Source organism: Bradyrhizobium oligotrophicum (genome assembly GCF_051168495.1).
GTDB lineage: Bacteria > Pseudomonadota > Alphaproteobacteria > Rhizobiales > Xanthobacteraceae > Bradyrhizobium > Bradyrhizobium oligotrophicum_A.
In genome coordinates this window covers 20,251-43,934 of record NZ_JBNPVB010000009.1, presented here as the reverse complement: position 1 = coordinate 43,934, position 23,684 = coordinate 20,251, and the positions used below count along the sequence as shown (strand labels likewise).

The following is a 23,684-nucleotide window of genomic DNA, read 5'->3' as shown; positions in this document are numbered from 1 at the left end:
TCGATGCGGCTGCTTCTGCTGTCGATCGTGTTGCTGGTGTCGGTCGTGCCGTTGGCGCAGGCCCACGCCAATCGGCCCATGCGCGCCGGCGTGCTCGAATGCGAGGGACGCCGGACGTCCGGCAGACTGGTGATGTCGCAGGCGCGGCTGCGCTGCGTGTTTCGCAGCCAGGGCCGGCAGCCGGAGCGCTATGTCGCCAAGGTCCGGCGCTACGGCCTCGATCTCGGACTGACCGATGAGACCCGGATGGCATGGGTCGTGAACGCCCCCGTCAACGATTTCGGCCGCAGCGAGCTGCGCGGGCGTTACGGCGGCCTGGCTGCCAACGCCGCCGCTCTGGTCGGGTTCGGGGGCAGCTTCCTGGTGCGCGACACCGATCGCGCCGCCGCCTTGCAGCCGATCAGCCTGCAGGGCCAAACCGGCCTGAACCTCGCGGCGGGGATCACCGAGGTCGAACTGGTGCCGCTGCTGCCGATGCACCCGAGCCCGAGCCGGTCATCATCCTACTTCTCACGATTCTATCGCTGAGCCGCATCACCATTCGCGAGCGCGTCGCAATGGCCCGCGCGCGGGTGCGGCGAAACTGGTGCGGCTGTGAGCCTTGTGGCATAGATGTGATCGCCCGTGATCGTCAGGCCGATCGGCGGGTCTGCATCACCATCATTTCCATTTCAGTCGGAGTTCATTCATGCGCTCGACCATCCTCGCCGGGCTCACTGCTGCGGTTCTCTGCATGGCGGGCGCCGCCCAGGCGCAAGATCGCGTGCGGGTCGGCGTCCTCGAATGCCGTGGCGGCGCCAGCGTCGGCTTCATCGTCGGCTCGGTTACCCATCTCGGCTGCGTGCTGCGCGCCGACGGCATCCCCGAGGACCGCTACGTCGCGACCATCCGCAAGGTCGGGCTCGATCTCGGCATCACTCAGGAATCGCTCTTGGCCTGGGTGGTCTACGCGCCGGTTGCGCGACTCGGGCCGGGCGATCTCTCCGGCGACTACGCCGGCGCACAGGGCTCGGCAGCGGTGGGCGTCGGGCTCGGTGGCAACGTGCTGGTCGGCGGCTCGGCCAACTCGATCGCGCTACAGCCGCTCAGCGTGCAGGGGCAGGTGGGCCTCAGCGTGTCCGCGGGGCTGCAAAGTCTCGAATTGCGACCCGGCCGTTGAACGGCCCCGCGGCGTGAGCCGTCGTCGCTCTTGACTATCACTCTTCCTGCAATCGTGTGGGAAGAGGGCTGACGCCGCACCGCAGCGACGTTTTCCGCTTTTGTCCCCCCTTGCCAAAACATCTGGTCAGGCAGAGCATTCGGCTTTGCCGACCCAATCACGGGCCGAGCTCCAGAAGAAGGAGGCGGCGAATGGGACAAGATCTGAGAAGTCCCCGAGGTCCACGGTGCATCGCGCTGGTGGGCCCTTTCCAAAGCGGTAAAACCACTCTGTTGGAAGCGATCCTGGCGCGGACGGGCGCGATCCCGCGCGCCGGCAGCGTCGATGCCGGCACATGTGTCGGCGATGCCAGTCCGGAGGCGCGTCAGCACAAGATGAGCGTCGCGATGACGGCGGCGACCACCACCTTCATGGGCGACAGCTACACCTTCCTCGATTGTCCAGGCTCGATCGAATTCATCCACGACATGCGCGCCACGCTGCCGGCGGTCGACGCCGCGATCGTGGTCTGCGAGGCCGACGAGAAGAAGCTGCCGCAACTGCAGATCATCCTGCGCGAACTCGAAGAGCTGCGCATTCCGCGCTTCCTGTTCCTCAACAAGATCGACCGCGCCAATGCGCGCATCCGCGAGACGCTCGCCACCTTGCAGCCGGCCTCGCGCGTGCCGCTGGTGCTGCGCCAGATTCCGATCTGGAACGGCGAGCTGATCGAGGGCTTCGTCGACCTCGCGCTGGAGCGCGCCTTCATCTACCGCGAGCACAAGGCGAGCGAGGTGATCGCGCTCGAAGGCGGCAATCTCGACCGCGAGAAGGAGGCCCGCTTCTCGATGCTGGAGAAGCTCGCCGACCACGACGATTCGCTGATGGAGCAGTTGCTGGAGGACATCCCGCCGCCGCGCGATGCCGTGTTCGACGATCTCGCGCGCGAACTTCGCGAGGGCCTGATCTGCCCGGTGCTGCTGGGCTCGGCGTTGCGCGAGAACGGCGTGCTCAGGCTGATGAAGGCGCTGCGCCACGAGGCGCCCGGCGTCGCCGAGACGGCGAAGCGGCTCGGCGTGAAGGAGACCAAGGAGGCGCTCGGCTACGTCTTCAAGACGCAGCATCTGCAGCACGGTGGGAAGCTGTCGCTGACGCGCCTGCTGTCGGGCCATCTCGACGACGGTGCGACGTTGCATGCCGCCTCGGGCGAGGCGGCGCGCGTATCCGGCATTCTCGCCGCGACCGGTGCGCATGACAGCAAGCGCACCGGCGCCGAGGCCGGCGACACCGTCGCGCTCGGCAAGCTCGATGCGGTCAAGACCGGCGAGACGGTCGCGACCGGCAAGACGGCGCCGCAGGCTTTGGCGAACGTCGTGGCCTGTCCGCCGGTGCTGGCGATCTCGATCGCCGCCGTCGACCGTAAGGACGATGTCAAGCTCGGCCAGGCCCTGCAGCGGCTCAACGAGGAGGATCCGTCGCTGACGATGGTGCAGAACCCGCGCACCCACGACACGGTGCTGTGGGGGCAGGGCGAGATGCATCTGCGGGTGGCGTTGGAGCGGCTGCGCGACCGCTTCGGCGTCAACGTCAAATCGCATACGCCTGCGATCGGCTATCAGGAAACCATCCGCAAGCCGATCACGCAGCGCGGCCGGCACAAGAAGCAGTCCGGCGGTCACGGCCAGTTCGGCGACGTCGTGCTCGACATCAAGCCGTTGCCGCGTGGCGAAGGTTTTCACTTCACCGAGAAGGTGGTCGGCGGCGCGGTGCCGCGCAACTACATCCCGGCGGTGGAGGAGGGCGTCGTCGATGCGCTCGTTCGCGGGCCGCTCGGTTTCCCCGTGATCGACGTCGCGGTGACGCTCACCGACGGCTCCTATCACAGCGTGGATTCGTCCGATCTCGCCTTCCGGACGGCGGCGCGGGCCGGCGTCAGCGAGGGCTTGCCGCAATGCCAACCGGTGCTGCTGGAGCCGATCCACACCGTCGAGATCGTCTGTCCGACCGACGCGACCGCCAAGATCAACGCCATCCTGTCGGCGCGGCGCGGCCAGATCCTGTCGTTCGACACCCGCGACGGCTGGCCGGGCTGGGACTGCGTCCGTGCCATGATGCCGGAGGCCGAGATTGGCGAGTTGATCGTCGAGCTGCGCTCGGCCACCGCCGGCGCCGGCAGCTTCACCCGCCAGTTCGACCACATGGCCGAAGTGACGGGCCGCGCCGCCGACCACATCATCGCCTCGCACCGCGACGCGGCCTAGCGGCGACCAGACTTGCAGCGCCGCCGGGCTGACCGAGCCCGGCGGCGCGCCGTTCTCCCATATTGCAACGCAATGTTCACTTGTGCACCAATCGGTTCCCGATACGGTGCTATGTTAATGCCGTCGGCTCCTCGAAACTGATATGCCATTTGCAGCCGATGGACGCTCTGCGGTCCACCGGTCCTTCGGCGTGTCGGGTCGGACGGGAATCTGTCGTCGGCACGAGAGTTTTTCCGTCCCCCCAAGCCCAACGTCCCGTGATCCATAAGCTCTCGACCGTCCCGTTCTATCTGCGCGCCGCCCAGGCGACAGAACAGCTCCGCCGGCACGTTGTTGCGGGGTACGCGATTTCCCTCAGCGCGACGTTCGTCGCTTTCGTCCTGCGCGTCGCGTTGGTCGATACGCTCCCGGACGGCTTTCCCTATCTGACGTTTTTCCCGGCTGTCATTCTGACGGCCTTCTTCTGCGGTCTCGGGCCAGGCGTGTTGTGTGCGGTGCTTTGCGGCGTGCTGGCCTGGTATTTTTTCATACCTTCGTCCGGCTCTCAGAGCGCGCTCGCACTCGGCTTCTACGCGATCATCGTCGCGGTGGACATCACGCTGATCCACATCATGCATCAGGCTGCCCGGCATCTCCGCCAGGAACGGACCGTCTCAGAGGGCCTCTACGAAAATCAGCGCGTGCTGTTCCAGGAGCTCCAGCACCGCGTCGCCAACAACATCCAGTTCATTGCAGGGTTGCTGAGGATGCAGAAGCGACAGGCTGCTGCAGATCCCGCGCGAGCGACGGCGATCCTCAACGAGGCTCAGACGCGGCTCGAGACGATCTCCAGGATCCACCGCATGCTTCACGATCCCGGCCGGATGGATTTGGACATCGGGCCCTATCTGCAGGAGATCTGCAACGACGTGCTGGAGTCGAGCGGCGCGCGTCACGTCGCCTGTGTGGTGGATTTCATACCGGCGAAGCTCGATCTGACGCGTCTCACCGCGCTGACGCTGCTGGTCGTCGAGCTCGTCACCAATGCGCTCAAGCATGCCTTCGGCCCGGAGGAAGGTGGCATCATCACCGTGAGTCTCAGGCCGCTCGATGCGGCGCGCTATGTCCTCGCGATCTCCGACGATGGCAGGGGCCTCGCTCCCGGCGTCGACCCGGGCAAGGGCGATAGCTTGGGCTGGCGGATTTGTCTCGGCCTCGCCGCGCAGCTCGACGGCAAGCTCACCACCAGCTCGGGCCGCGGCACGACGGTTCGCCTCGATTTTCCCAGGCAGGGTCCTGCCTGAGGCCGGGCGCGCGCGTCCGCCGGGGTCGTCGCGATCAGCCGCGGTCCCGCGCTTGCCATTGCCTTGGATTGATGTATTTTACATCATTGTCTTAGTCTCATGCATCAATTATGGTGTGTGCCACGTGAGGCCATTGTGATCACGTCGTTCCAGATGCGGGCAGCGCGTGCGCTGCTCGGGATAGATCAGAAAACCTTGGCCGAGCTGGCCGGCGTGTCGTTGCCGACGATCCAGCGGATGGAAGCCTCCACGGGCAACGTCCGCGGCGTCGTGGACTCGCTGACCAAGGTCGTCGATGCGCTCAATCGTGCGGGCGTGGATCTGATCGGTGAGCATGCCCGCAGCGAGGATGGCGGGCGTGGCGTTCGCCTGAAGGACCCAGGGTCGCCCCGCCGCATGGGCCGTCAAACTGAGACTGCGCGCGATGGCGCGTCCTGAGGTTCATCGCGCGGCACGGGGCTCCTGAGCGCTCCGTGGGAGACGCCTCGTCGGCTGCAGGGCTGCCCGACGATGCGACGGGAGCGTGATGGGCATGAGCATTGCGAGCGAGCGCGACACGCGGCGGGGCGGACATCATGAGCCGACCTTCGCCGAGCTATACGCGCCGAAACTCCTGACCGTCCTGCGCGAGGGCTATGGCCTCGGCGATCTTCGCGCCGACGCGCTCTCGGGCCTGACGGTCGCGATCGTGGCGCTGCCGCTGTCGATGGCGATCGCGATCGCCTCCGGCGTCTCGCCGGGGCGCGGCCTCTACACCGCCGTGGTCGGCGGCTTCCTGGTCTCGCTGCTCGGCGGCAGCCGCTTCCAGATCGGCGGTCCCGCCGGCGCCTTCATCGTGCTGGTCGCGGCCACCGTCGACCGCCAGGGCCTCGATGGCCTGCTGCTGGCGACCATGATGTCGGGCGTGATGCTGGTGATCGCCGGCTACCTGAGGCTCGGCACTTACATCAAGTTCATTCCCTATCCGGTCACGGTCGGCTTCACTGCGGGCATCGCCGTCATCATCTTCGCCAGTCAGTTGAAGGACCTGTTCGGCATCACGCTGGCGGGCAAGGAGCCGGGTGATCTGATCCCGAAGCTGATCGCGCTTGCCCATGGCGCGCCCACCGCGAGCCTGCCGGCGGTGGGGCTGGCGGTGTTTTCGATCACGATCATCGTCGGCCTGAGGCACGAGCGGCCGACCTGGCCCGGTATCCTGATCGCGGTCGTCATCGCGGCCGTCATCACCTACGTGCTGCAGCTGCCGGTCGAAACCATCGGCACCAAATTCGGCGGCATTCCGCGCGAGCTGCCCGCGCCGGCGCTGCCGACGCTGTCGCTCACCAAGATCCAGGCGGTCTTTCCCGATGCCATCGCCTTCGCGCTGCTCGGGGCCATCGAATCGCTGCTCTCGGCGGTCGTCGCCGACGGCATGACCGGCCGCCGTCATCGCTCCAATTGCGAGCTGGTGGCGCAGGGCTTCGCCAACATCGGCTCGGCGCTGTTCGGTGGCATCTGCGTCACCGGCACCATCGCGCGCACGGCGACCAACGTCCGCGCCGGCGCCCGCGGGCCGGTGTCGGGCATGCTGCATTCGGTGTTCCTGCTGGTGTTCATGCTGATCGCGGCGCCGCTGGCGAGCTACATCCCGCTGTCGGCGCTGGCGGCCGTGCTGGTGGTCGTGGCCTGGAACATGGCCGAGAAGCACGAATTCGCCACCCTGATTCGCTCCTCCTGGGGCGACGCCACGGTGCTGCTTGCGACCTTCGGGCTGACGATCTTCCGCGATCTCACCGAGGGCATCCTGGTCGGCTTCGCGCTCGGCGCCGTGCTGTTCATCAACCGCATGGCGCAGATGACCGGGGTCGAGGACGGCTCGCCGCTGGTCGCCGAGGACCGCGCCGATTTCGAGGGCGGCGCGCGGGTGCCGTACAATGCGAACCTCAGCGCCGACAAGGATGTGCTGGTCTATCGCATCACCGGCGCGTTCTTCTTCGGCGCCGCCTCGACCGTCGGCACCGTGCTCGACTCCATCGCCGACCGCCGCAAGGCCTTCGTGGTCGACTTCGCCGCAGTGCCGTTCCTGGATTCGACGGCTGCGAATGCGATGAGCCGCGTCGCCGCCAAGGCTAGGCGCCAGGGCATCCGGCTGTTCATCACCGGCGCCTCGCCGACCGTGCGCCGGGCGCTGCTGACCCATGGCGTGCGGCCGCCGCTGGTGCGCTACCGTGAAACGATCGACCGGGCGGTCGCCGACATCAAGGGCAAAGAGGCGCCGCGGGACGAGATCGCCGACGGCCTGGCGGCGAGCTGAGGCCGGCACCGGCATCCTGGCCGGGGAGCATTGACTCCGGCTGGAGCTTGTCCGATGTCACCGTCATGACCGTCGCTGCCAAAACCCGCGCTGCGTGCCTGATCGGCTGGCCCGCCGCGCATTCGCGCTCGCCATTGATCCATCATCATTGGCTGCACGAACTCGGCATTCCCGGCGGCTACACCATCGAGGCCGTACCGCCGGAGGAATTGGCGGGCTTCGTCACCCATCTTCATCAGCGCGGCTTCGTCGGCGCCAATGTCACGATCCCGCACAAGGAGCGCGTGCTCGATCTCGCCGAGCCGGACGCGCGCGCCCGTGCGGTCGGCGCCGCCAATACGCTCTGGTACGAGCGCGGAGCCTTGCGCGCCACCAACACCGACGTCGAAGGCTTCATCGACAATCTGGATGCGACCGCCCCCGGCTGGGACCGCACCGACGAGGCGCTGGTCCTCGGCTCCGGAGGCTCGGCCCGGGCCGTCGTGTTCGGATTGCTGGAGCGCGGCATCGGTCGCGTCCACGTCATCAACCGCACCGCCGCGCGCGCCCAGGCGCTGGCCGATCAGTTCGGCAGCCGTGTCGTTGCCGAAGGCTGGGACCGCGTCGGCGCGCTGCTGCCGCGTGCGGGCCTGTTCGTGAACACCACCTCGCTCGGCATGCACGGCCAGCCGCCGCTCGACCTCGACGTCGCGCTGTTGCCGCAGCAGGCCGTCGTCGCCGACATCGTCTACGTCCCGCTGGAGACGCCATTGCTCATTTCGGCGCGGGCGAAGGGCCTGCGCACCGCGGACGGGCTCGGCATGCTGCTGCACCAGGCCGTGCGCGGCTTCGAATTGTGGTTCGGCCGGCGTCCGCAGGTGACGCCAGGGTTGCGCGCGGTGGTCGAGGCCGATCTCACAAAGGCTTGAGGACGGAATAACAAGGGGAGATGCGGCGTCTCATTCCTCATGCGTCTGCGCCCTGGTACTCAGCGTGGAGCCATGTCTCGAAGCCCCGGAGCTCCCGAATGTCCGCTCGTCTCGCCCTGATCCGCCCTGTCGCTGCACTCGCCATGGTTGCGGTGACATCGATGCTCGCAATTGCTCAGCAGGCCCCCGTGCCGACGCGCGTGCGCGGCGCCATCGAGAGCGTCGACGCCGACACGATGACGGTGAAAGCGCGCAGCGGCGAGATCTTCAAGCTGCGCATGGCCTCGGACCTGCGCGTGTCCGGCGTCGTCAAGGCCGAGCTCTCCGACATCAAGCTCGGCTCGTTCATCGGCGCGACCACGGTGCCAGGTCCCGACGGCGCGCCCAAGGCGGTCGAGATTCACATCTTCCCCGAAGACATGCGCGGTACCGGCGAAGGCTCGCGGGCGTGGGACCTCAAGCCGAATTCGAGCATGACCAACGCCACCGTGTCCGAAAGCTCGGTGTCGACCGACGGCCATACGCTGCTGGTCAAATACAAGGGCGGCGAGAAGCGGGTCGACATCACGCCGGAGACGCCGATCGTGACCTTCGTGCCCGGCGACAAATCCGAACTGAAGGCCGGCGCGAAAGTGATGGCCACGATCAAGCAGCTGCCGGACGGCTCATTCGAAACCAGCCGCGTCAGCGTCGGCCGCGACGGGCTGACGCCGCCGATGTGAGTTTCGAAACACTGCGCCTGAGTGCCCTGCCGGGTCTCCAGAGAAGGTGTCGTCCCTGCGAACGCAGGGACCCATAACCCCGGGATCGGGTTTGGGGCACGCCGGGGCGTCTCGGCGCGGCCGACGCGAACCGCTTTTGTTATGCTGTCGCGCTACCGCCCTGGATCATCGACGGCGGTGGTTGTGGGTCCCTGCGTTCGCAGGGACGACAATTTTTGCTTGGCAAGCGCTTCACATCAACCCAACGAGAACCATGTTGGCGGTTGTCCCGAGCTGTTACTTGCCGGCTAATTCGCCAGCACTTTCCTGTCGATCTCCGCCACCGTATTGACGCCGCACAGGCCCATCGTCGTCAGCAGCTCGTTGCGGATGATGTCGATGGCCTTGGCGACGCCGGTCTGGCCGCCGGCGCCGAGGCCATAGGCATAGGCGCGGCCGAGCATGCAGGATTTGGCGCCGAGCGCGAGCGCGCGCATCACGTCCTGGCCGGAGCGGATGCCGCCGTCGAACATGATCTCGATCCTGTCGCCGACCGCTTCGGCAATGCCCGGCAGCACGTGAATCGAGGAGGGAGCGCCGTCAAGCTGGCGGCCGCCATGGTTCGACACGACCAGCGCCTGCGCGCCGGTTTCGGCGGCGAGCTTGGCGTCCTCGATGTCATGGATGCCCTTGATGATCAGCTTGCCCGGCCAGATCGAGCGGATCCAGTCGACATCCTTCCAGTTCAGTGAGGTGTCGAACTGCGCCGCCGTCCAGGCCGAGAGCTTGGTGAGATCCTCGGTGTTCTTGACGTGGCCGGCGATGTTGCCGAAGGTGCGGCGCTTGCCCTGCAGCACGCCCTGCACCCAGGCGGGTTTGGTGGCGAAGTCGAACAGCTTCGACAGCGTCCATTCCGGCGGCACGCTCATGCCGTTCTTGATGTCCTGGTGGCGCTGGCCGATCACCTGCAGGTCGACGGTCAGGCACAGCGCGCTGCACTTGGCCGCGATGGCGCGCTCGACGAGGGCCTTGATGAAGCCGCGGTCCTTCATGACGTAGAGCTGGAACCAGAACGGCTTCTCGACGCTGCCCGCGATGTCCTCGATCGAGCAGATCGACATCGTGCTCTGCGTGAACGGAATACCCGCGGCCTGAGCCGCGCGGCAGGCGTGAATCTCGCCGTCGCCATGCTGCATGCCGAGCAGCCCGACCGGGGCCAGGATCAGCGGCATCGACGACGGCTCGCCGAGGATGGTCGTCGACAGGTCGCGCTTGGAGACGTCGACCAGGATGCGCTGGCGGAATTTGATCTTCTGCAGATCGTCGCGGTTGGCGCGCAGGGTCTCTTCGGCATAGGAGCCGCGGTCGGCGTAATCGAAGAACGCCTTCGGCACGCGGCGCTTGTGCAAGAGGCGCAGGTCTTCAATGCAGGTGACGTGTTTCATCGCGGTCTTCGGCTCCCCACCGACGCTCTCGTTTCTTTGGCTGGCAGTACTCGGGCTGGCAGTCCTCTATCATCTTTGCGGCGACTGCCAAATCCAGCTTCGGCCTTTCTGAGCGGGCGAAGAACCTCGTCTGCGCCGGGTGCATCCCGCGGATGCTCGAAGTGCCCGAGGAACCTGCATGACGGCTCGGGACTTTCCCGCTGGACGGATCTCCCGATACCCCGCGCACGTTCTGCGGGGAATACGCGAGGATGGCGGAAAATTAGCGTTAACAATGGGTTACGGCTGCGGTGGCGGTTTCGTGGTAATGATTCATCACATTTTTTGAAGCCATCTTAGCTTTAAGGCGACTATAACCCGCGGGCTGGCCGGCCGCGGCTCGCGTTCTGATTCGCGCCCGCCGGTAACGAAATCCAGAAAGCCGTTGCTGGGGGTGATATGAGCCGTAACTATTTCGGGACCGATGGGATTCGTGGCCGTGCCAACGGCCTGATCACGCCGGAGCTCGCGCTCAAGGTCGGACAGGCCGCTGGTCTTCTGTTTCAGCGCGGCGAGCACCGCCATCGCGTGGTGATCGGCAAGGATACCCGCCTGTCCGGCTACATGATCGAATACGCGATGGTGGCAGGCTTCACCTCGGTCGGCATGGACGTGCTGCTGGTCGGACCGATGCCGACGCCGGCGGTCGCGATGCTGACCAAGTCGATGCGCGCCGATCTCGGCGTCATGATCTCGGCCTCGCACAATCTGTTCGAGGACAACGGCATCAAGCTGTTCGGGCCGCAGGGCTTCAAGCTGTCGGACGACGTCGAGAAGCAGATCGAGCAACTGCTCGACGAGTCGCTCGACAAGAAGCTGGCGCAGAGCGCAAGCCTCGGCCGCGCCCGCCGCATCGACGGCGTGCATGACCGTTACATCGAATTCGCCAAGCGCACCTTGCCGCGCGACCTGTCGCTCGACGGCCTGCGCGTGGTGGTCGATTGCGCCAATGGCGCGGCCTACAAGGTCGTTCCCGAGGCGCTGTGGGAGCTCGGCGCCGACGTGATCTCGATCGGCGTGGAGCCGGACGGCTTCAACATCAACAAGGAATGCGGCTCGACCTCGCCGGAGGCGCTGTGCCGGAAAGTCCGTGAAATGCGCGCCGACATCGGCATCGCGCTCGACGGTGACGCCGATCGCGTCATCCTGGTCGACGAACGCGGCCACATCGTCGATGGCGATCAGCTGCTCGCGGTGATCGCGCAGAGCTGGAAGGAAGACGGCCGCCTGGCGCGGTCCGGCATCGTCGCGACCGTCATGTCGAATCTCGGTCTGGAGCGCTTCCTGCAAGGGCAGGGGCTCGAACTGGTGCGCACGCCGGTCGGCGACCGCTACGTGCTCGAGCGCATGCTGGCCGACGGCTACAATCTCGGCGGCGAGCAATCCGGCCATATCATTCTCTCGGACTACGCGACGACGGGCGACGGCTTCGTCGCTGCGCTGCAGGTGCTGGCGACGGTGCAGAGGCTGCGCCGTCCGGTTTCCGAGGTCTGCCACCGCTTCGATCCGCTGCCGCAGATCCTCAAGAACGTGCGTTACCGCAGCGGCAAGCCGCTCGACGCCGACGAGGTGAAGTCGGCGATCGACACCGGACAGAAGCGCCTGAATGGCCATGGCCGTCTGCTGGTCCGCTCCTCCGGCACAGAGCCGGTGATCCGCGTGATGGGCGAGGGCGACGACCGGTCGCTGGTGGAAGAGGTCGTCGACGAGATCGTCGCCGCCGTCGGCCACGCGGCTGCTGCGGCCGCATAGTCCATCAGGAGCCATATCGTCGTTGCGGCCTGTCATCGTTCCGGGATGGCAGGCCTTTTTCGTTGGCGCTCCACCAATCGCAAGGCCGGAGGTCCGGATCAATCGCGTCGGACGGCGGGCGCAGCCGCCCGTGGTTCCCGACCGGGCTTGCGGCAGGGGGCCGGGGTGCGATTGCAACTAATCAGTTTGTATTCGCGCGTGCGGCCGCCGCTAACGAATCGTTAGGAGGAATTGCGCGGCCGTTAACGGGTTCCTCGCGCTCATGGAATGTCAACCTTAATTATTAGGGTTAAGCGCTGCTTAAGCATTTGGTGCGATTGTACAGCTGTCAGTTGTGATGTGGGGCCAGATTCCGATTGCCTCACCGGCCAAAGGGACGAAACCAATGCGTAGCGTTAAGTCTTTGATCGCCGCCGGAGCGGCCTCTCTGTTTTCCACTTTGGCCTTTGCGGCCGACATGCCCATCGCCCCCCCTCCGGTCTACGCGCCGCCGCCGGCGGCCGATTTCGGAGGCTGGTACCTGCGCGGCGACATCGGCTTCAGCAATCAGAAGGTCAAGGACGTCCACTACGGCCGCGAGTCGGCCTACACACCGATGACGTCGTTCAATCAGACCTCCGCCTTCGATGCCGCCGGCATCTACGGCGTCGGCGTCGGCTATCGCTTCAACAGCTGGTTCCGCATGGACGTCACGGGCCAGTATCGCGGCAACGCCAACTTCAAGGCCACCGACCGCTTCACGGCGACCGCCGGCGGCGTGCCCTACAACGGCATCGACAATTACACCGGCAGCAAGTCCGAGTGGCTGGTGCTCGCCAACGCCTATGTCGATCTCGGCACCTGGTGGTGCGTGACGCCGTTCATCGGCGCGGGTGTCGGCGGCTCGCGGGTGACGATCTCGAACTTCACCGATACCGGCATCAACAACCTGCCGTTCACGACCACGAGCTTCGCGACGGCGCCGAGCTCCTCGAAGTGGAATTTTGCCTGGGCGGCGCATGCCGGTCTTGCCTACAACGTGAATCCGAACCTCGTGCTCGAACTGGCCTACAGCTACGTCGATCTTGGCCAGGGACAGACCGGAGTGCTGTCGGACTACGTCGGCAACACCACCGGCAACGTGTTCAAGTTCAAGGACATCACGTCGCATGATCTGAAGCTCGGCGTGCGCTGGAATTTCGACCAGCCGCCGCCGCCGCCGATGATGCCCTTGATCCGCAAGGGCTGAGCCGGACGGTCTTCCATTCAACGGAGCAAACGGCGCGGGCTTTCCGCGCCGTTTCGTTTTCAGATTTGCGTTCTCATCAGTTCGACTAATCGCGCCTCCGCTGAAAGAATTGCCGGCAGGCGCGCTCCGGCAACGGATGGTTAAGGTTAACGCGCGATGATCGGCAACAGAGAGTTGAAGTGCTGATTGGAGCGTTGCGATGCGTAGCCTGATGGTGGCGGTTTCGGTGTGTGGCATGGTCTCGGCTGCGCAGGCCGCCGATTTGCCCGACCTGCCGATCCTGAGAGGCGGCCTGACCGAAGGCCTGACCAATTCCAGGGTCAACTGGGACGGCTATTATGTCGGCGTCCAGGGCGGCTATGGCTCGTCCGACGAAAATTTCAACGGCTCGACCAGCACCATGACGGCCGCCCTGCTGGCCAATACGCTGATCGAAAGCGAGATGCAGGTCTCGTCCTGGAACACCAATCTCGGCAAGCAATCTGCACGCTCCTCGGGGTTCGGCGCCTTCGTCGGCTACAACAGCCAGTGGGACGACGTCGTGCTCGGCGTCGAGGCGAGCTACCTGCACGGCAAGTACGGCGGCAGCGCCTCGTCGACCCGCTCGCTGGTCAGCAGCGCGGCGCTGTCGGACGGCAATTTCCACAGCGTGACTGCGACGCAGTCCTCGCAGATCTCGATCAAGGACATGGCGACCATCCGCGGCCGCGCCGGCTATGCGCTCGGCTGCTTCCTGCCCTATGCTTTCGTCGGCCTCGCGCTCGGCAATGCCGACATCGGCCAGACCGTGACCGTCCAGGACCGGGTCAGCACCACGCTGCTCGGCACCTATACGGCGCTGACGCCGCTCAGCGCCAACAACCTGCAGCACAATCACCTGATCTATGGCTATAGCGCCGGCCTCGGCGTCGACGTCAATCTGGTCGGCGGCCTGTTCGCGCGCGCCGAGTACGAATACATCCGCTTCACCTCGACCGTCGACACCAGCGTCAACACGGTGCGCGCCGGCGTCGGCTACAAGTTCTGAGCCTCTCGTCAGGACGATGGCGGACTCCATAGCGATCACCATCCGGCCTGCACGGCGCGAGGACGTCGGCGCCATCGTCGCGATGCTCGCCGACGATCATCTAGGCCGGGCGCGCGAGCGGCTCGAGACGCCTTTGCCGGCGTCCTACTTCGCGGCCTTCGAAGCGATTTCCAGTGCGGCGAACATCACGCTCGTCGTCGCCGAGGAGGCGGGCACGGTGGTCGGCTGCCTGCAATTGTGCATCCTGCCTGGGCTCAGCTCGCAAGGGGCGTCGCGCGCGCTGGTGGAGGATGTTCGCGTCGCCACGGATCGTCGCAGCCGCGGCATCGGCGAGCAATTGCTGCACTGGGCGATCGCGGAAGCGTGCAGCCGGCGCTGCAACCTGATCGAACTCATGACCCATCAGAGCCGGACCGACGCGCAGCGCTTCTACGAGCGGCTCGGTTTCGCCAAGAGCCATTTCGGCATGGTGATGCGGTTCTGATCAGCGCGGCAGCCGATAGGCGATGATCGCGTTCGGGCCGAACGCCTTGGCGCGGACGCCGGGACCGAGCTGCGTCAGGCATCGTTCGAGCGCCTGCTTGATTTCGCCATAGCTGCCGGCGAGCAGGCACACCGGCCAGTCCGAGCCGAAGATCAAGCGATCCTCGCCGAAGCAGCGCGCCACATGGGTCACATAGGGCTGCAATCGCTCGGCATCCCAGTCCGTCCAGACGGCCTCCGTCGCGAGCCCCGACACCTTGCACCAGACATTGCCGCAGGCCGCGAGTTCGGCGATGCGGTCGGCCCAGGCCTGATCGAACCCGGTTGCGATCGGCGGCTTGGCGGCGTGGTCCAGCACGAAGCGCGCCTTTGGAAAAGCGCGCACCGTCGCAATTGCCGCCGGCAACTCGCGCGTGCGCACCAGCAGATCGTAAGCGAGGTCGTGGGCAAACACGGCGTCGAGGCCGCGCCGGACGTCGCCGCGCGCCAGCCAGTCCGGATCGGCCTCGTCATGGACCTGATGGCGGATGCCGACCAGCCTGTCGCCGCCGGGCAGGCTGCGCAGCCGGTCGATCGCCGATGCCACCGACGGATCGATCAGGTCGATCCAGCCGACGACGCCGGCGACAAACGGCGTCGCGTGCGCGATGCGCAGGAATTCTTCGGTCTCTTCGAGCGACGACCGCGTCTGCACCAGGATGCTGGCGTCGATTCCATTCTCGGCGAGCAGGGGGGCGAGGTCGGCGGGGCCGAACGGACGGCGGATCGGCGCCAGCGCGTCGCCCGCCATCCAGGGATAGTCGGCACGGCCGGGATCCCAGAAATGCTGATGCGCGTCGAGGACGCGACTCATCTCGACTCTCCCGGCAGCGGCGCACGGGCATCGACCAGATTGCTGGCGCGCAGGTCGCGCCAGAACGCGGCCGGAATCGTCGCCTGCGCCATCGCGATGTTGTCGGCCGCCTCGTTCGCGGTGCGCGCGCCCTGCAGGCCGACGGTCACGGCCGGATGGGCGAGGCAGAACTGAATGGCCGCGGCCTTGAGCTCGGTGCCGTGTTGCTTGCACAAGGCATCGAGCTGGCGGGCGCGAGCGATCAGACCTTCGTCGGCATCTTCGTAGTTGAACTTCGCTTGTCCGTGAGGATTGGCCAGGATGCCGCTGTTGTAGATGCCGCCGAGGATGATGGCGATGTTCTGCCGCTCACAGACCGGGAACAGCGCCGTCAGCGCGCCCTGGTCGAGCAGCGTGTAGCGACCAGCGAGGAGGAAACAGTCGACCGGAACGGCTTCCGCAAAGCGCGCCAACATCTCCGATTGGTTCATGCCGGCGCCGATCGCCCTGATGCTGCCGTCGTCGCGCAGCCGCTGCAGCGCGCGGAAGGCGCCGGCGACGGCTTCGTCGTAGTGATCGTCCGGATCGTGCACCAGCAGAACGTCGATGCGATCGAGACCGAGCCTGACCAGACTCTCGTCCACCGAGCGCATCACGCCGTCGTAGGAATAGTCGAACCGCGGCCGCAGCGGCGGTGTGCCCTTGTAGTGCGGATCTTCGCCCGACGCGGTCGGATCCGGCCGCAGCAGCCGCCCGACCTTGGTGGAGAGCACATAGCTGTCGCGCGGCTGCCGGCGGAGGAAGGCGCCGAGCCGCTGCTCGGCGAGACCGAAGCCGTAGAGCGGGGCGGTGTCGAAGAAGCGCACGCCGCGCGACCAGGCCGCGGCGATCGTGGCCTCCGCATCGCCGTCGCTGACCGGTTCGAACAGGCCGCCGAGCGGCGCCGAGCCGAGCCCGAGCCGGGTGACGTCGAGCGAGCTCCTCCCGAGACGAACGCGTTCCATTCTTTTATCCTTGTTATTCGGCGCGTGCAGATCGCGTCATTGTGCATGGATGTCGTGGACGAGACAATGACGTCGCATGTTGCGGCACGACGATCGGCGCCTCTACATCGATGACGTTCCTGCATCGTCCGCCCGGCGGTCAGACGCCGGTCGGCGCCGCGCCGGAGTGAGCCGCCTTCGCTTGCATGCCAGCACGACTGCGTGAACGTATAGCGGCGGCATCGCGAAGTTCCTTGACGCGGAACGGCCGTTCCCTTAATCACGCCGGCGGGACACCTCCCCCCAACGGGAGGCTTACTATCTGGAAGGATAGACGATGACTGCAGCGAAGCCTTCGCAGCGGCCCGCCGTGCCGCATTTTTCCTCCGGCCCCTGCGCCAAGCGCCCCGGATGGACCGCCGAAAATCTCAAGGACGCCCCGCTCGGCCGCTCGCATCGCGCGAAGGTCGGCAAAGCCAAGCTCAAGCAGGCCATCGAGCTGACGCGCGACGTGCTCGAAGTGCCGGCCGACTACAAGATCGGCATCGTGCCGGCGTCCGACACCGGCGCCGTGGAGATGGCGCTGTGGTCGCTGCTCGGCGCGCGGCCCGTCACGACGATCGCCTGGGAATCCTTCGGCGAGGGCTGGGTCAGCGACATCGTCAAGGAGCTCAAGCTCAAGGACGTCACCAAGCTGCATGCCGGCTATGGCGAGATCCCTGATCTCTCCAAGGTCGATCCCGCGTCCGACATCGTCTTCACCTGGAACGGCACCACCTCCGGCGTGCGCGTGCCGAATGCCGACTGGATCAGCGCGAGCCGCGAAGGCCTGACGATCTGCGACGCCACCTCGGCGGCGTTCGCGCAAGCGCTCGACTGGCCGAAGCTCGACGTCGTCACCTTCTCCTGGCAGAAGGCGCTCGGCGGCGAGGCCGCGCATGGTATGCTCATTCTCTCGCCGCGCGCGGTCGAGCGTCTGGAGACCTACAAGCCGGTCTGGCCGCTGCCGAAGATCTTCCGCCTCACCAAGGGCGGCAAGCTCAATGCCGGCATCTTCGAAGGCGAGACCATCAACACGCCGTCGATGCTGTGCGTCGAGGATTATCTGGACGCGCTGAATTGGGGCAAGTCGATCGGCGGCCTCAAGGCGCTGATCGCGCGCGCCGACGCCAACACCAAGGTGCTGGCGGACTGGAAGGCGCGCACGCCGTGGATCGATTTCCTGGCACAGGATCCCGCGATCCGCTCCAACACCTCGGTCTGTCTGAAAGTGACCGATCCCGCCATCACGTCGCTGTCGGCCGATGCCCAGGCCGAGTTCGCCAAGAAGCTGGTGTCGCTGGTCGAGAAGGAGAACGCCGGCTTCGACTTCGCGCATTATCGCGATGCGCCGGCCGGCCTGCGCATCTGGTGCGGCGCCACCGTGGAAGCCAAGGACGTCGCGCTGCTGACGCAGTGGATCGACTGGGCGTTCGCGGAAGCCAAGGCCGCGTTGCCGAAGGCGGCCTGAGGCGGGCCGTCGATGCGAGCTGCCTAGGGTGGGCAGAGGCGCGAAGCGCCGTGCCCACCATCAATGTCACCCGACGCGAAAGACGGTGGGCACGCTTCGCTTTGCCCACCCTACGAGCAGACAGCTTTCACCTCATCCCGGCGCCTTGCGCCGCCCCTCTCTCAAGAGAGGGCGTGAAGGAACATCGTCATGTCGAAACCCAAAGTTCTCATCTCCGATGCGCTCTCGCCGGCCGCCGTGCAGATCTTCAAGGATCGCGGCATCGAGGTCGACTTCCAGCCCAATCTCGGCAAGGACAAGGACAAGCTCGCCGACATCATCGGCGACTATGACGGCCTTGCGATCCGCTCCGCGACCAAGGCCACGGCCAAGATCATCGAGCGCGCCAAGCGGCTCAAGGTGATCGGCCGCGCCGGCATCGGCGTCGACAATGTCGAGATTCCCGCGGCCACCGCCAAGGGCATCATCGTGATGAACACGCCGTTCGGCAATTCGATCACGACCGCCGAGCATGCGATCACGATGATGCTGTCGCTGGCGCGCGAGATTCCGCAGGCCGATGCCTCGACCCAGGCCGGCAAGTGGGAGAAGAACCGCTTCATGGGCGTCGAGATCACCGGCAAGACGCTCGGCGTGGTCGGCTGCGGCAACATCGGCTCGATCGTCTGCGACCGCGCGCAGGGCCTGCGCATGAAGGTGATCGGCTTCGATCCGTTCCTCACCGAGGAGCGCGCGCGCGATCTCGGCGTCGAGAAGGTCGAGCTCGATGAACTCTTGAAGCGCGCGGACTTCATCACCTTGCACACGCCGCTGACCGACAAGACCCGCAACATCATCGATGCCCAGGCGATCGCCAAGACCAAGAAGGGCGTGCGCATCATCAATTGCGCCCGCGGCGGCCTGATCGACGAGGCGGCGCTGCTCGAGGCGCTCAACTCCAAGCATGTCGCGGGCGCGGCGCTCGACGTGTTCGCCGAGGAGCCCGCCACCAGCAATCCGCTGTTCGGCCATCCCTGCGTGATCTGCACGCCGCATCTCGGCGCCTCCACCACCGAGGCGCAGGAGAACGTCGCGCTGCAGATCGCCGAGCAGATGTCGGACTACCTGCTGACCGGCGCGATCTCGAACGCGATCAACTTCCCCTCGATCACGGCCGAGGAAGCGCCGAAGCTGAAGCCGTTCATCGCGCTCGCCGAGAAGCTCGGCTCGTTCGCGGGCCAGCTCACCGAGAGCAGCATCACCAAGGTGCAGATCACCTATGAGGGCCAGGTCGCGGAGATGAAGACCAAGGCGCTGACCTCGGCGGTGCTGGCGGGTCTGCTGCGGCCGATGCTGGGCGAGGTCAACGTCGTCTCTGCGCCGGTCATTGCCAAGGAGCGCGGCATGATCGTCGATGAGGTGTTGCGCGCGGGCGAGAGCGACTATGAAAGCCTGATCACCGTGGCCGTGATCACCGAGCAGCAGGAGCGCGCGGTGTCCGGCACTGTCTATGCGGACGGCAAGCCGCGGCTGGTCGACATCAAGGGCATCCGCGTCGACGCCGAGTTCGGCAAGTCGATGATCTATGTCACCAACGAGGACAAGCCGGGCTTCATCGGCAAGTTCGCGAGCCTGCTCGGTGACGCCAAGATCAACATTGCGACCTTCCATCTCGGCCGTGTCGCGGCCGGCGGCGACGCCATCGCGCTGGTCGAGATCGACGGCGCCGTTCCGGCCGAACTGCTCGCCAAGATCCAAGCGCTGCCGCAGGTCAAGCAGGCCAAGGCGCTGGCGTTCTGATTTCGCCACGCATCAGGTCCCGCCAAAAAAGAGGCCGTACGGTCGATCGCCGTACGGCCTCTTCTTCTTTCTTTGCGGCATTCGCATGATCGTCTTTCCCGGAGCTTGAATTGAACCGGGCGTTCTCTGGTCGCGTCTAACGCCGTGCAAAGGACCGGTCGATCCGATCCTGCGGGTGCTGGGAATGCGGAGAGAGCGATGACGATACGAAAAATGGGCCTTGTCACCACGGGCCTGATGCTCGGAGCTGCCCTGACGACGGTGCCCGGCCACGCGGCCAACCTCGATGCCTCCTCCATGGTCGATGCCGTCACCGTCTACCCCGATGGCGCAACCGTCACCCGGCTGATCACGCTCGACCTTCCCGCCGGCGACACCACCGCGATCGCCAAGGACTTTCCGCTCGGGCTCGATGCCTCCTCGCTGCGCGTCGAAGGCGAGGCTGGAGGCAAGCTCGTGATCGGCGCCGTCGATGCCAAGCCGCCGCGCCCGGTGCCTCCGGTCAATCTGCCCGACATCGACAAGCGCATCGAGGCCTTGAAGGACGAGCGCGCCAATCAGGACGGCGTGATCGCCGCCGCATTGGCGCGCAAGAAATTCGCCGAGCGGTTTGCTGAAGCGGCGCCCGCCGGCCTTGGCGAGAAGGGTGAGGCACGTCCGATCGCGGAGTGGCGCAATGCCTTCGCGGCCGTGGCCGAAGAGGTCGGCCAGGCCGATGCGGCGATTCGCGATGCCGAGCGCAAGCAGCGTGAGATCGATCGCGAGATCGCGCGCCTGCAGGCGGATCGGGCGGCGAAGCCGCCGAGCAAGATGGAGGTGCAGATCGAGCTGTCTGCGGCCGCCGCGACCAAGGCGACGCTGCGCGTGACCTATGCTGTCCGCAATGCCCGCTGGGTGCCGCTCTACGACGCACGTCTCGACACCTCGGCCAGGGATCGCAAGCCCGCACTTGAGCTGGTGCGCCGCGCCGAGATTCAGCAGAGCACCGGCGAAGACTGGTCCGACGTCGCATTGTCAGCGTCGACGGTGCGAACCGGACGAGGTGGCAGTGCGCCCGAGCTCAGGACAGTGGTCGCGCAATATCCGCAGCCGCCAGCTCCGCCGATGGCCCAGCTCGGCACGCTGTCGGATAAGGCGGTCAGGCAGCGGAGCGTCGAGGCATATGCCCCGGCCGCAGCTCCAGAGCCTGCAAAGAAGGCGGAAGAGCGCGAGACCGCTGTCGACATCGGCGCCTACCAGACCGCGTTCCGCCTTCCGGGGCGCGTCAGTGTCAACGCCAATGACGGCGCCAAGAGCCTGCGCATCTCGACTGCGACGATCACGCCGGAGCTGATCATTCGTTCGGCGCCGGTGGCAGATCCCACCGCTTATCTAGAGGCGAGCTTCACGCAGGCGGAGGACGCGCCATTGCTGCCGGGCAAGGTCTCGATCTATCGCGACGGCATGTTTGTCGGAACATCGCGGTTGGCAGCCGCCGGCAAGGACGATGCCGTTCGTCTCGGCTTCGGCGCCGACGACAAGGTCAAGGTCGAGCGCAGCGTCGTCAAGCGCAACGAAGGTTCGGCCGGCCTGATCGTGACGACGGCGAAGATCGACGAGCGCGCGTTCAAGACCACGATCCGCAACGCCCACGACTTCCCGGTCAAGGTCGCGATCCAGGATCAGTTGCCGGTCAGCGAGAACGAGGACATCGTGGTCGAGATGCTGCCCGCGACCACGCCTCCGACATCGACCAACGTCCGCGACCGGCGCGGCGTGACCGAATGGATGGTCGATGCCAAGCCTGGCGAGACGAAGGAAATCTCGTTCGCGTGGCGCGTCCGCTGGCCGAAGGACAAGGCGATCGTGATGAGTCCATCCGGTTAGTTGATCGCCGGGTCCTACCGTTCGGTATGCGCAACATCCCGTTCGACACGCGCTCGTGGCGTCGCTTGCAACTTGAGATCGGGCCGCAGCTGCCATCGACACCCGAAGTGTCGGATCACGACATGATTCTGTCGGGGATAGGTACAGCTGCGGCCACATTGTATCCCGCGTGCCCTGATCCGAACTTAAAGCTGTCGTAGCTGCCAACGATGCCGTGCCTCCGCCTCAATGCGGACGCGCAGGCAAACGATCGACGGTTGGGGCGACAGATTGCGACTTGCAAGAGAACGAGACGACCATGCTGTCGACGATCAGGCGGGCGTGGGAAAGAATCACCGCGCAACATCGTCCGACGCGGCAAGCTGATTCTCTTCCGATGTTTGCGGTATTCGAGAACCTCACGGTGATGTCCGAATCACAGCATCGGACGGTCTTTGCGGCCGGCCCCGACCTTGCGTCCAATTTGTCCGTGTCGATCCGCGGACAGCAACGGAGGTCTTAAGCTACCACATGCAGCATTTGCTTCTCACCGCGTGGATGATGGGGCGTTCGCGTCCGATCGCGGTCATCTCCGCCGCCGTGCTGGCCGGCAGCGTCAGCGGAGCCGTCGCGGCCGACAATGTGAACCTGGTTCGTGAGCTCGCCGGCCGTGTTGGACCGATCGTTGGCTCTGCCCAGGCTTGCACCAGCATTCCTCCGCGTCGCGTCCAGGTGATCCTCGGCAAGTTTCAGCAGGCGATCCGCGAGGCCTCGGCCAATCCGAATGATCGGAACGAGCTGGCGCGCGAATTCGAACGAAAGATTGCCGACGGGCGGGCCGCGGTCAACGGCGGGCGAGCCGATTGCAGGCTGGTTGAGCGTCAGCTCGCCGAGCTCGAACGCAGCGTCAACGCGCCGCCACAGGCCTCGTCGATGGCTGTTGCGCCGGCCACGGCCAATGCGGCGACCAGCGCGGCAAGGCCTGCCGCGTCCGGCCCCGTGCGCGGCGTGACCGATCAGGAGATCCGCTTTGGAATGGTCATCCCGTACACGGGAAGTGCCAAGGAGAACGGACAGAGCTACAGGCGCGGTATCGAGGTCGCGTTCGCGCGGACCAATGCCGCCGGCGGCGTCAATGGACGGATGCTCAAGCTGATCGCGGCCGACGATGGTTTCGAGCCGACGCGGACGCCGGAGGCGATGAAGCTGCTTTGGGACAGGGAGCAGGTGTTCGGCTTTCTCGGCAATCTCGGCACGCCCACCGCTGCGGTCGCAGTCCCGTTCGCCCTCGAACGCCGGGCGCTGTTCTTCGCGCCGTTCACCGGCGGCAGCGTGGTGCGGCACGATCCGCCGGATCGCTATGTCTTCAACTACCGGCCGAGCTTCGTCGAAGAGGCCGACGCAGCGGTGCGCTATCTCCTGAAGATGCGCAAGATCAGGCCGAACCAGATTGCGGTGTTCGGACAGAACGACGACCTCGGCGAGCAGGGCTTCGCAGGTGTCGCCAAGGCCTATCGCGCGGCCGGTCTCAACGATGCCGCGATTTTGCGACTGGTCTACAATCGCAACTCGATCGACATGGACGAGGCGGTCGCCCAGCTCAAGGCGCAGAAGGTGCCGATACGCGCGATCGTGATGGTGGGGACGACGCGGCCGGCTGCGAAATTCATCGAAAGGACGCGCGACCTTTTTCCCGGCATGATCTACACCAACATGTCGATCGTCGGCGCCACCGCGCTGGCGCAGGAGCTGACCATGCTGGGGCCGCGCTTCACCGAGAATGTCATCGTGACGCAGGCGGTGCCGGCCGTGTCGGGCTATTCGAGCACCGTGCTCGAATTCAAGACGGCGCTGGCGCAGGCGTCTCCCGGCGAGGTGCCGGACTACATCTCCCTCGAAGGCTACATCGCCGCCAATCTGCTGATCGACGCTCTGAAGCGTTGCGGTCCGCAACTCGATAGCGAACGGCTCGTGGAGGCGCTGGAGAACACGCGCAATCTCGACATGGGACTCGGCGTATCGCTCAATCTCAGTCGCGGCGATCATCAGGCTCTGCACAAGGTCTGGGGCACCCAGCTCGACAAGTCCGGGGCCTACCAGCCGATCGAGCTGGAATGATCCCGGACCGCTGCCGAGCGGCACATGATCGCAAGACGCGCGCCTCGGGCCAGACGGCC

Annotated in this window: 20 protein-coding genes; 17 read left to right on the top strand and 3 right to left on the bottom strand. The window is 66.0% G+C overall.

The window, feature by feature from the left end:
- Positions 1-3: 3 nt before the first annotated feature.
- The 8 genes from ACQR1B_RS18165 (at position 4) to ACQR1B_RS18130 (ending at position 8,605) form a co-directional block, all read left to right on the top strand.
- Positions 4-528 (top strand): DUF992 domain-containing protein, encoded by a 525-nt coding sequence (locus tag ACQR1B_RS18165; RefSeq protein ID WP_434836203.1) that lies wholly within the window; start codon positions 4-6, stop codon positions 526-528.
- Positions 529-688: 160 nt separating this feature from the next.
- Positions 689-1,159 carry a DUF992 domain-containing protein gene (locus tag ACQR1B_RS18160; RefSeq protein WP_434836204.1) on the top strand — a complete coding sequence of 157 codons (471 nt, stop codon included), beginning with the start codon at positions 689-691 and terminating at the stop codon, positions 1,157-1,159.
- 191 nt (positions 1,160-1,350) lie between these two features.
- On the top strand, positions 1,351-3,399 hold the full coding sequence (locus tag ACQR1B_RS18155) for an elongation factor G (RefSeq protein ID WP_434836205.1): 2,049 nt from the start codon (positions 1,351-1,353) through the stop codon (positions 3,397-3,399).
- A gap of 257 nt (positions 3,400-3,656) precedes the next feature.
- A complete protein-coding gene (locus ACQR1B_RS18150) occupies positions 3,657-4,682 on the top strand; it encodes a histidine kinase dimerization/phosphoacceptor domain -containing protein (RefSeq protein WP_434836206.1) in 1,026 nt (341 codons plus the stop codon).
- A 135-nt stretch (positions 4,683-4,817) separates the two neighbouring features.
- A complete protein-coding gene (locus ACQR1B_RS18145; protein ID WP_434836207.1) occupies positions 4,818-5,120 on the top strand; it encodes a helix-turn-helix domain-containing protein in 303 nt (100 codons plus the stop codon).
- 94 nt (positions 5,121-5,214) lie between these two features.
- Entirely contained in the window at positions 5,215-6,975 is a 1,761-nt protein-coding gene (locus ACQR1B_RS18140) for a SulP family inorganic anion transporter (RefSeq protein ID WP_434836208.1), read from the top strand.
- A 65-nt stretch (positions 6,976-7,040) separates the two neighbouring features.
- The gene (locus ACQR1B_RS18135; RefSeq protein ID WP_434836209.1) at positions 7,041-7,883 is read left to right on the top strand and encodes a shikimate dehydrogenase; all 843 of its coding nucleotides are present in this window, start codon (positions 7,041-7,043) and stop codon (positions 7,881-7,883) included.
- A 161-nt stretch (positions 7,884-8,044) separates the two neighbouring features.
- On the top strand, positions 8,045-8,605 hold the full coding sequence (locus ACQR1B_RS18130; RefSeq protein WP_434836243.1) for a hypothetical protein: 561 nt from the start codon (positions 8,045-8,047) through the stop codon (positions 8,603-8,605).
- 287 nt (positions 8,606-8,892) lie between these two features.
- Here ACQR1B_RS18130 and ACQR1B_RS18125 read toward each other — a convergent pair whose 3' ends face one another.
- A complete protein-coding gene (locus ACQR1B_RS18125; protein WP_434836210.1) occupies positions 8,893-10,029 on the bottom strand; it encodes an alpha-hydroxy acid oxidase in 1,137 nt (378 codons plus the stop codon).
- Between the two features lie 438 nt (positions 10,030-10,467).
- On the opposite strand from ACQR1B_RS18125, the gene glmM reads away from it, so the two are divergent.
- The 4 genes from glmM to ACQR1B_RS18105 all read left to right on the top strand — a co-directional run bounded on the left by glmM (position 10,468) and on the right by ACQR1B_RS18105 (position 14,559).
- Positions 10,468-11,820, top strand: coding sequence for a phosphoglucosamine mutase (gene glmM / locus ACQR1B_RS18120; protein ID WP_434836211.1), 1,353 nt, complete (start codon positions 10,468-10,470; stop codon positions 11,818-11,820).
- Positions 11,821-12,205: 385 nt separating this feature from the next.
- The gene (locus tag ACQR1B_RS18115) at positions 12,206-13,048 is read left to right on the top strand and encodes an outer membrane protein (RefSeq protein WP_434836212.1); all 843 of its coding nucleotides are present in this window, start codon (positions 12,206-12,208) and stop codon (positions 13,046-13,048) included.
- Positions 13,049-13,247: 199 nt separating this feature from the next.
- A complete protein-coding gene (locus ACQR1B_RS18110) occupies positions 13,248-14,075 on the top strand; it encodes an outer membrane protein (protein ID WP_434836213.1) in 828 nt (275 codons plus the stop codon).
- Positions 14,076-14,103: 28 nt separating this feature from the next.
- Positions 14,104-14,559, top strand: coding sequence for a GNAT family N-acetyltransferase (locus ACQR1B_RS18105; protein WP_434836244.1), 456 nt, complete (start codon positions 14,104-14,106; stop codon positions 14,557-14,559).
- On the opposite strand, the gene ACQR1B_RS18100 is transcribed toward ACQR1B_RS18105, so the two are convergent.
- The gene (locus ACQR1B_RS18100; protein WP_434836214.1) at positions 14,560-15,411 is read right to left on the bottom strand and encodes an amidohydrolase family protein; all 852 of its coding nucleotides are present in this window, start codon (positions 15,409-15,411) and stop codon (positions 14,560-14,562) included.
- Entirely contained in the window at positions 15,408-16,394 is a 987-nt protein-coding gene (locus tag ACQR1B_RS18095; protein ID WP_434836215.1) for an aldo/keto reductase, read from the bottom strand. The genes ACQR1B_RS18100 and ACQR1B_RS18095 overlap by 4 nt, the downstream gene beginning before the upstream one ends.
- A gap of 316 nt (positions 16,395-16,710) precedes the next feature.
- Between ACQR1B_RS18095 and ACQR1B_RS18090 the strand changes: the two genes are divergently transcribed.
- From ACQR1B_RS18090 to ACQR1B_RS18070, 5 genes are all read left to right on the top strand, one after another.
- A complete protein-coding gene (locus tag ACQR1B_RS18090) occupies positions 16,711-17,883 on the top strand; it encodes a phosphoserine transaminase (RefSeq protein ID WP_434836216.1) in 1,173 nt (390 codons plus the stop codon).
- Between the two features lie 189 nt (positions 17,884-18,072).
- Entirely contained in the window at positions 18,073-19,662 is a 1,590-nt protein-coding gene (gene serA, locus ACQR1B_RS18085; RefSeq protein ID WP_434836217.1) for a phosphoglycerate dehydrogenase, read from the top strand.
- A gap of 198 nt (positions 19,663-19,860) precedes the next feature.
- The gene (locus ACQR1B_RS18080) at positions 19,861-21,528 is read left to right on the top strand and encodes a mucoidy inhibitor MuiA family protein (protein ID WP_434836218.1); all 1,668 of its coding nucleotides are present in this window, start codon (positions 19,861-19,863) and stop codon (positions 21,526-21,528) included.
- A gap of 298 nt (positions 21,529-21,826) precedes the next feature.
- Positions 21,827-22,030: a hypothetical protein gene (locus ACQR1B_RS18075; protein ID WP_434836219.1), complete on the top strand. Its 204-nt coding sequence runs from the start codon at positions 21,827-21,829 to the stop codon at positions 22,028-22,030.
- A gap of 8 nt (positions 22,031-22,038) precedes the next feature.
- Entirely contained in the window at positions 22,039-23,625 is a 1,587-nt protein-coding gene (locus ACQR1B_RS18070) for an ABC transporter substrate-binding protein (RefSeq protein WP_434836220.1), read from the top strand.
- The last annotated feature ends 59 nt before the right edge of the window (positions 23,626-23,684 follow it).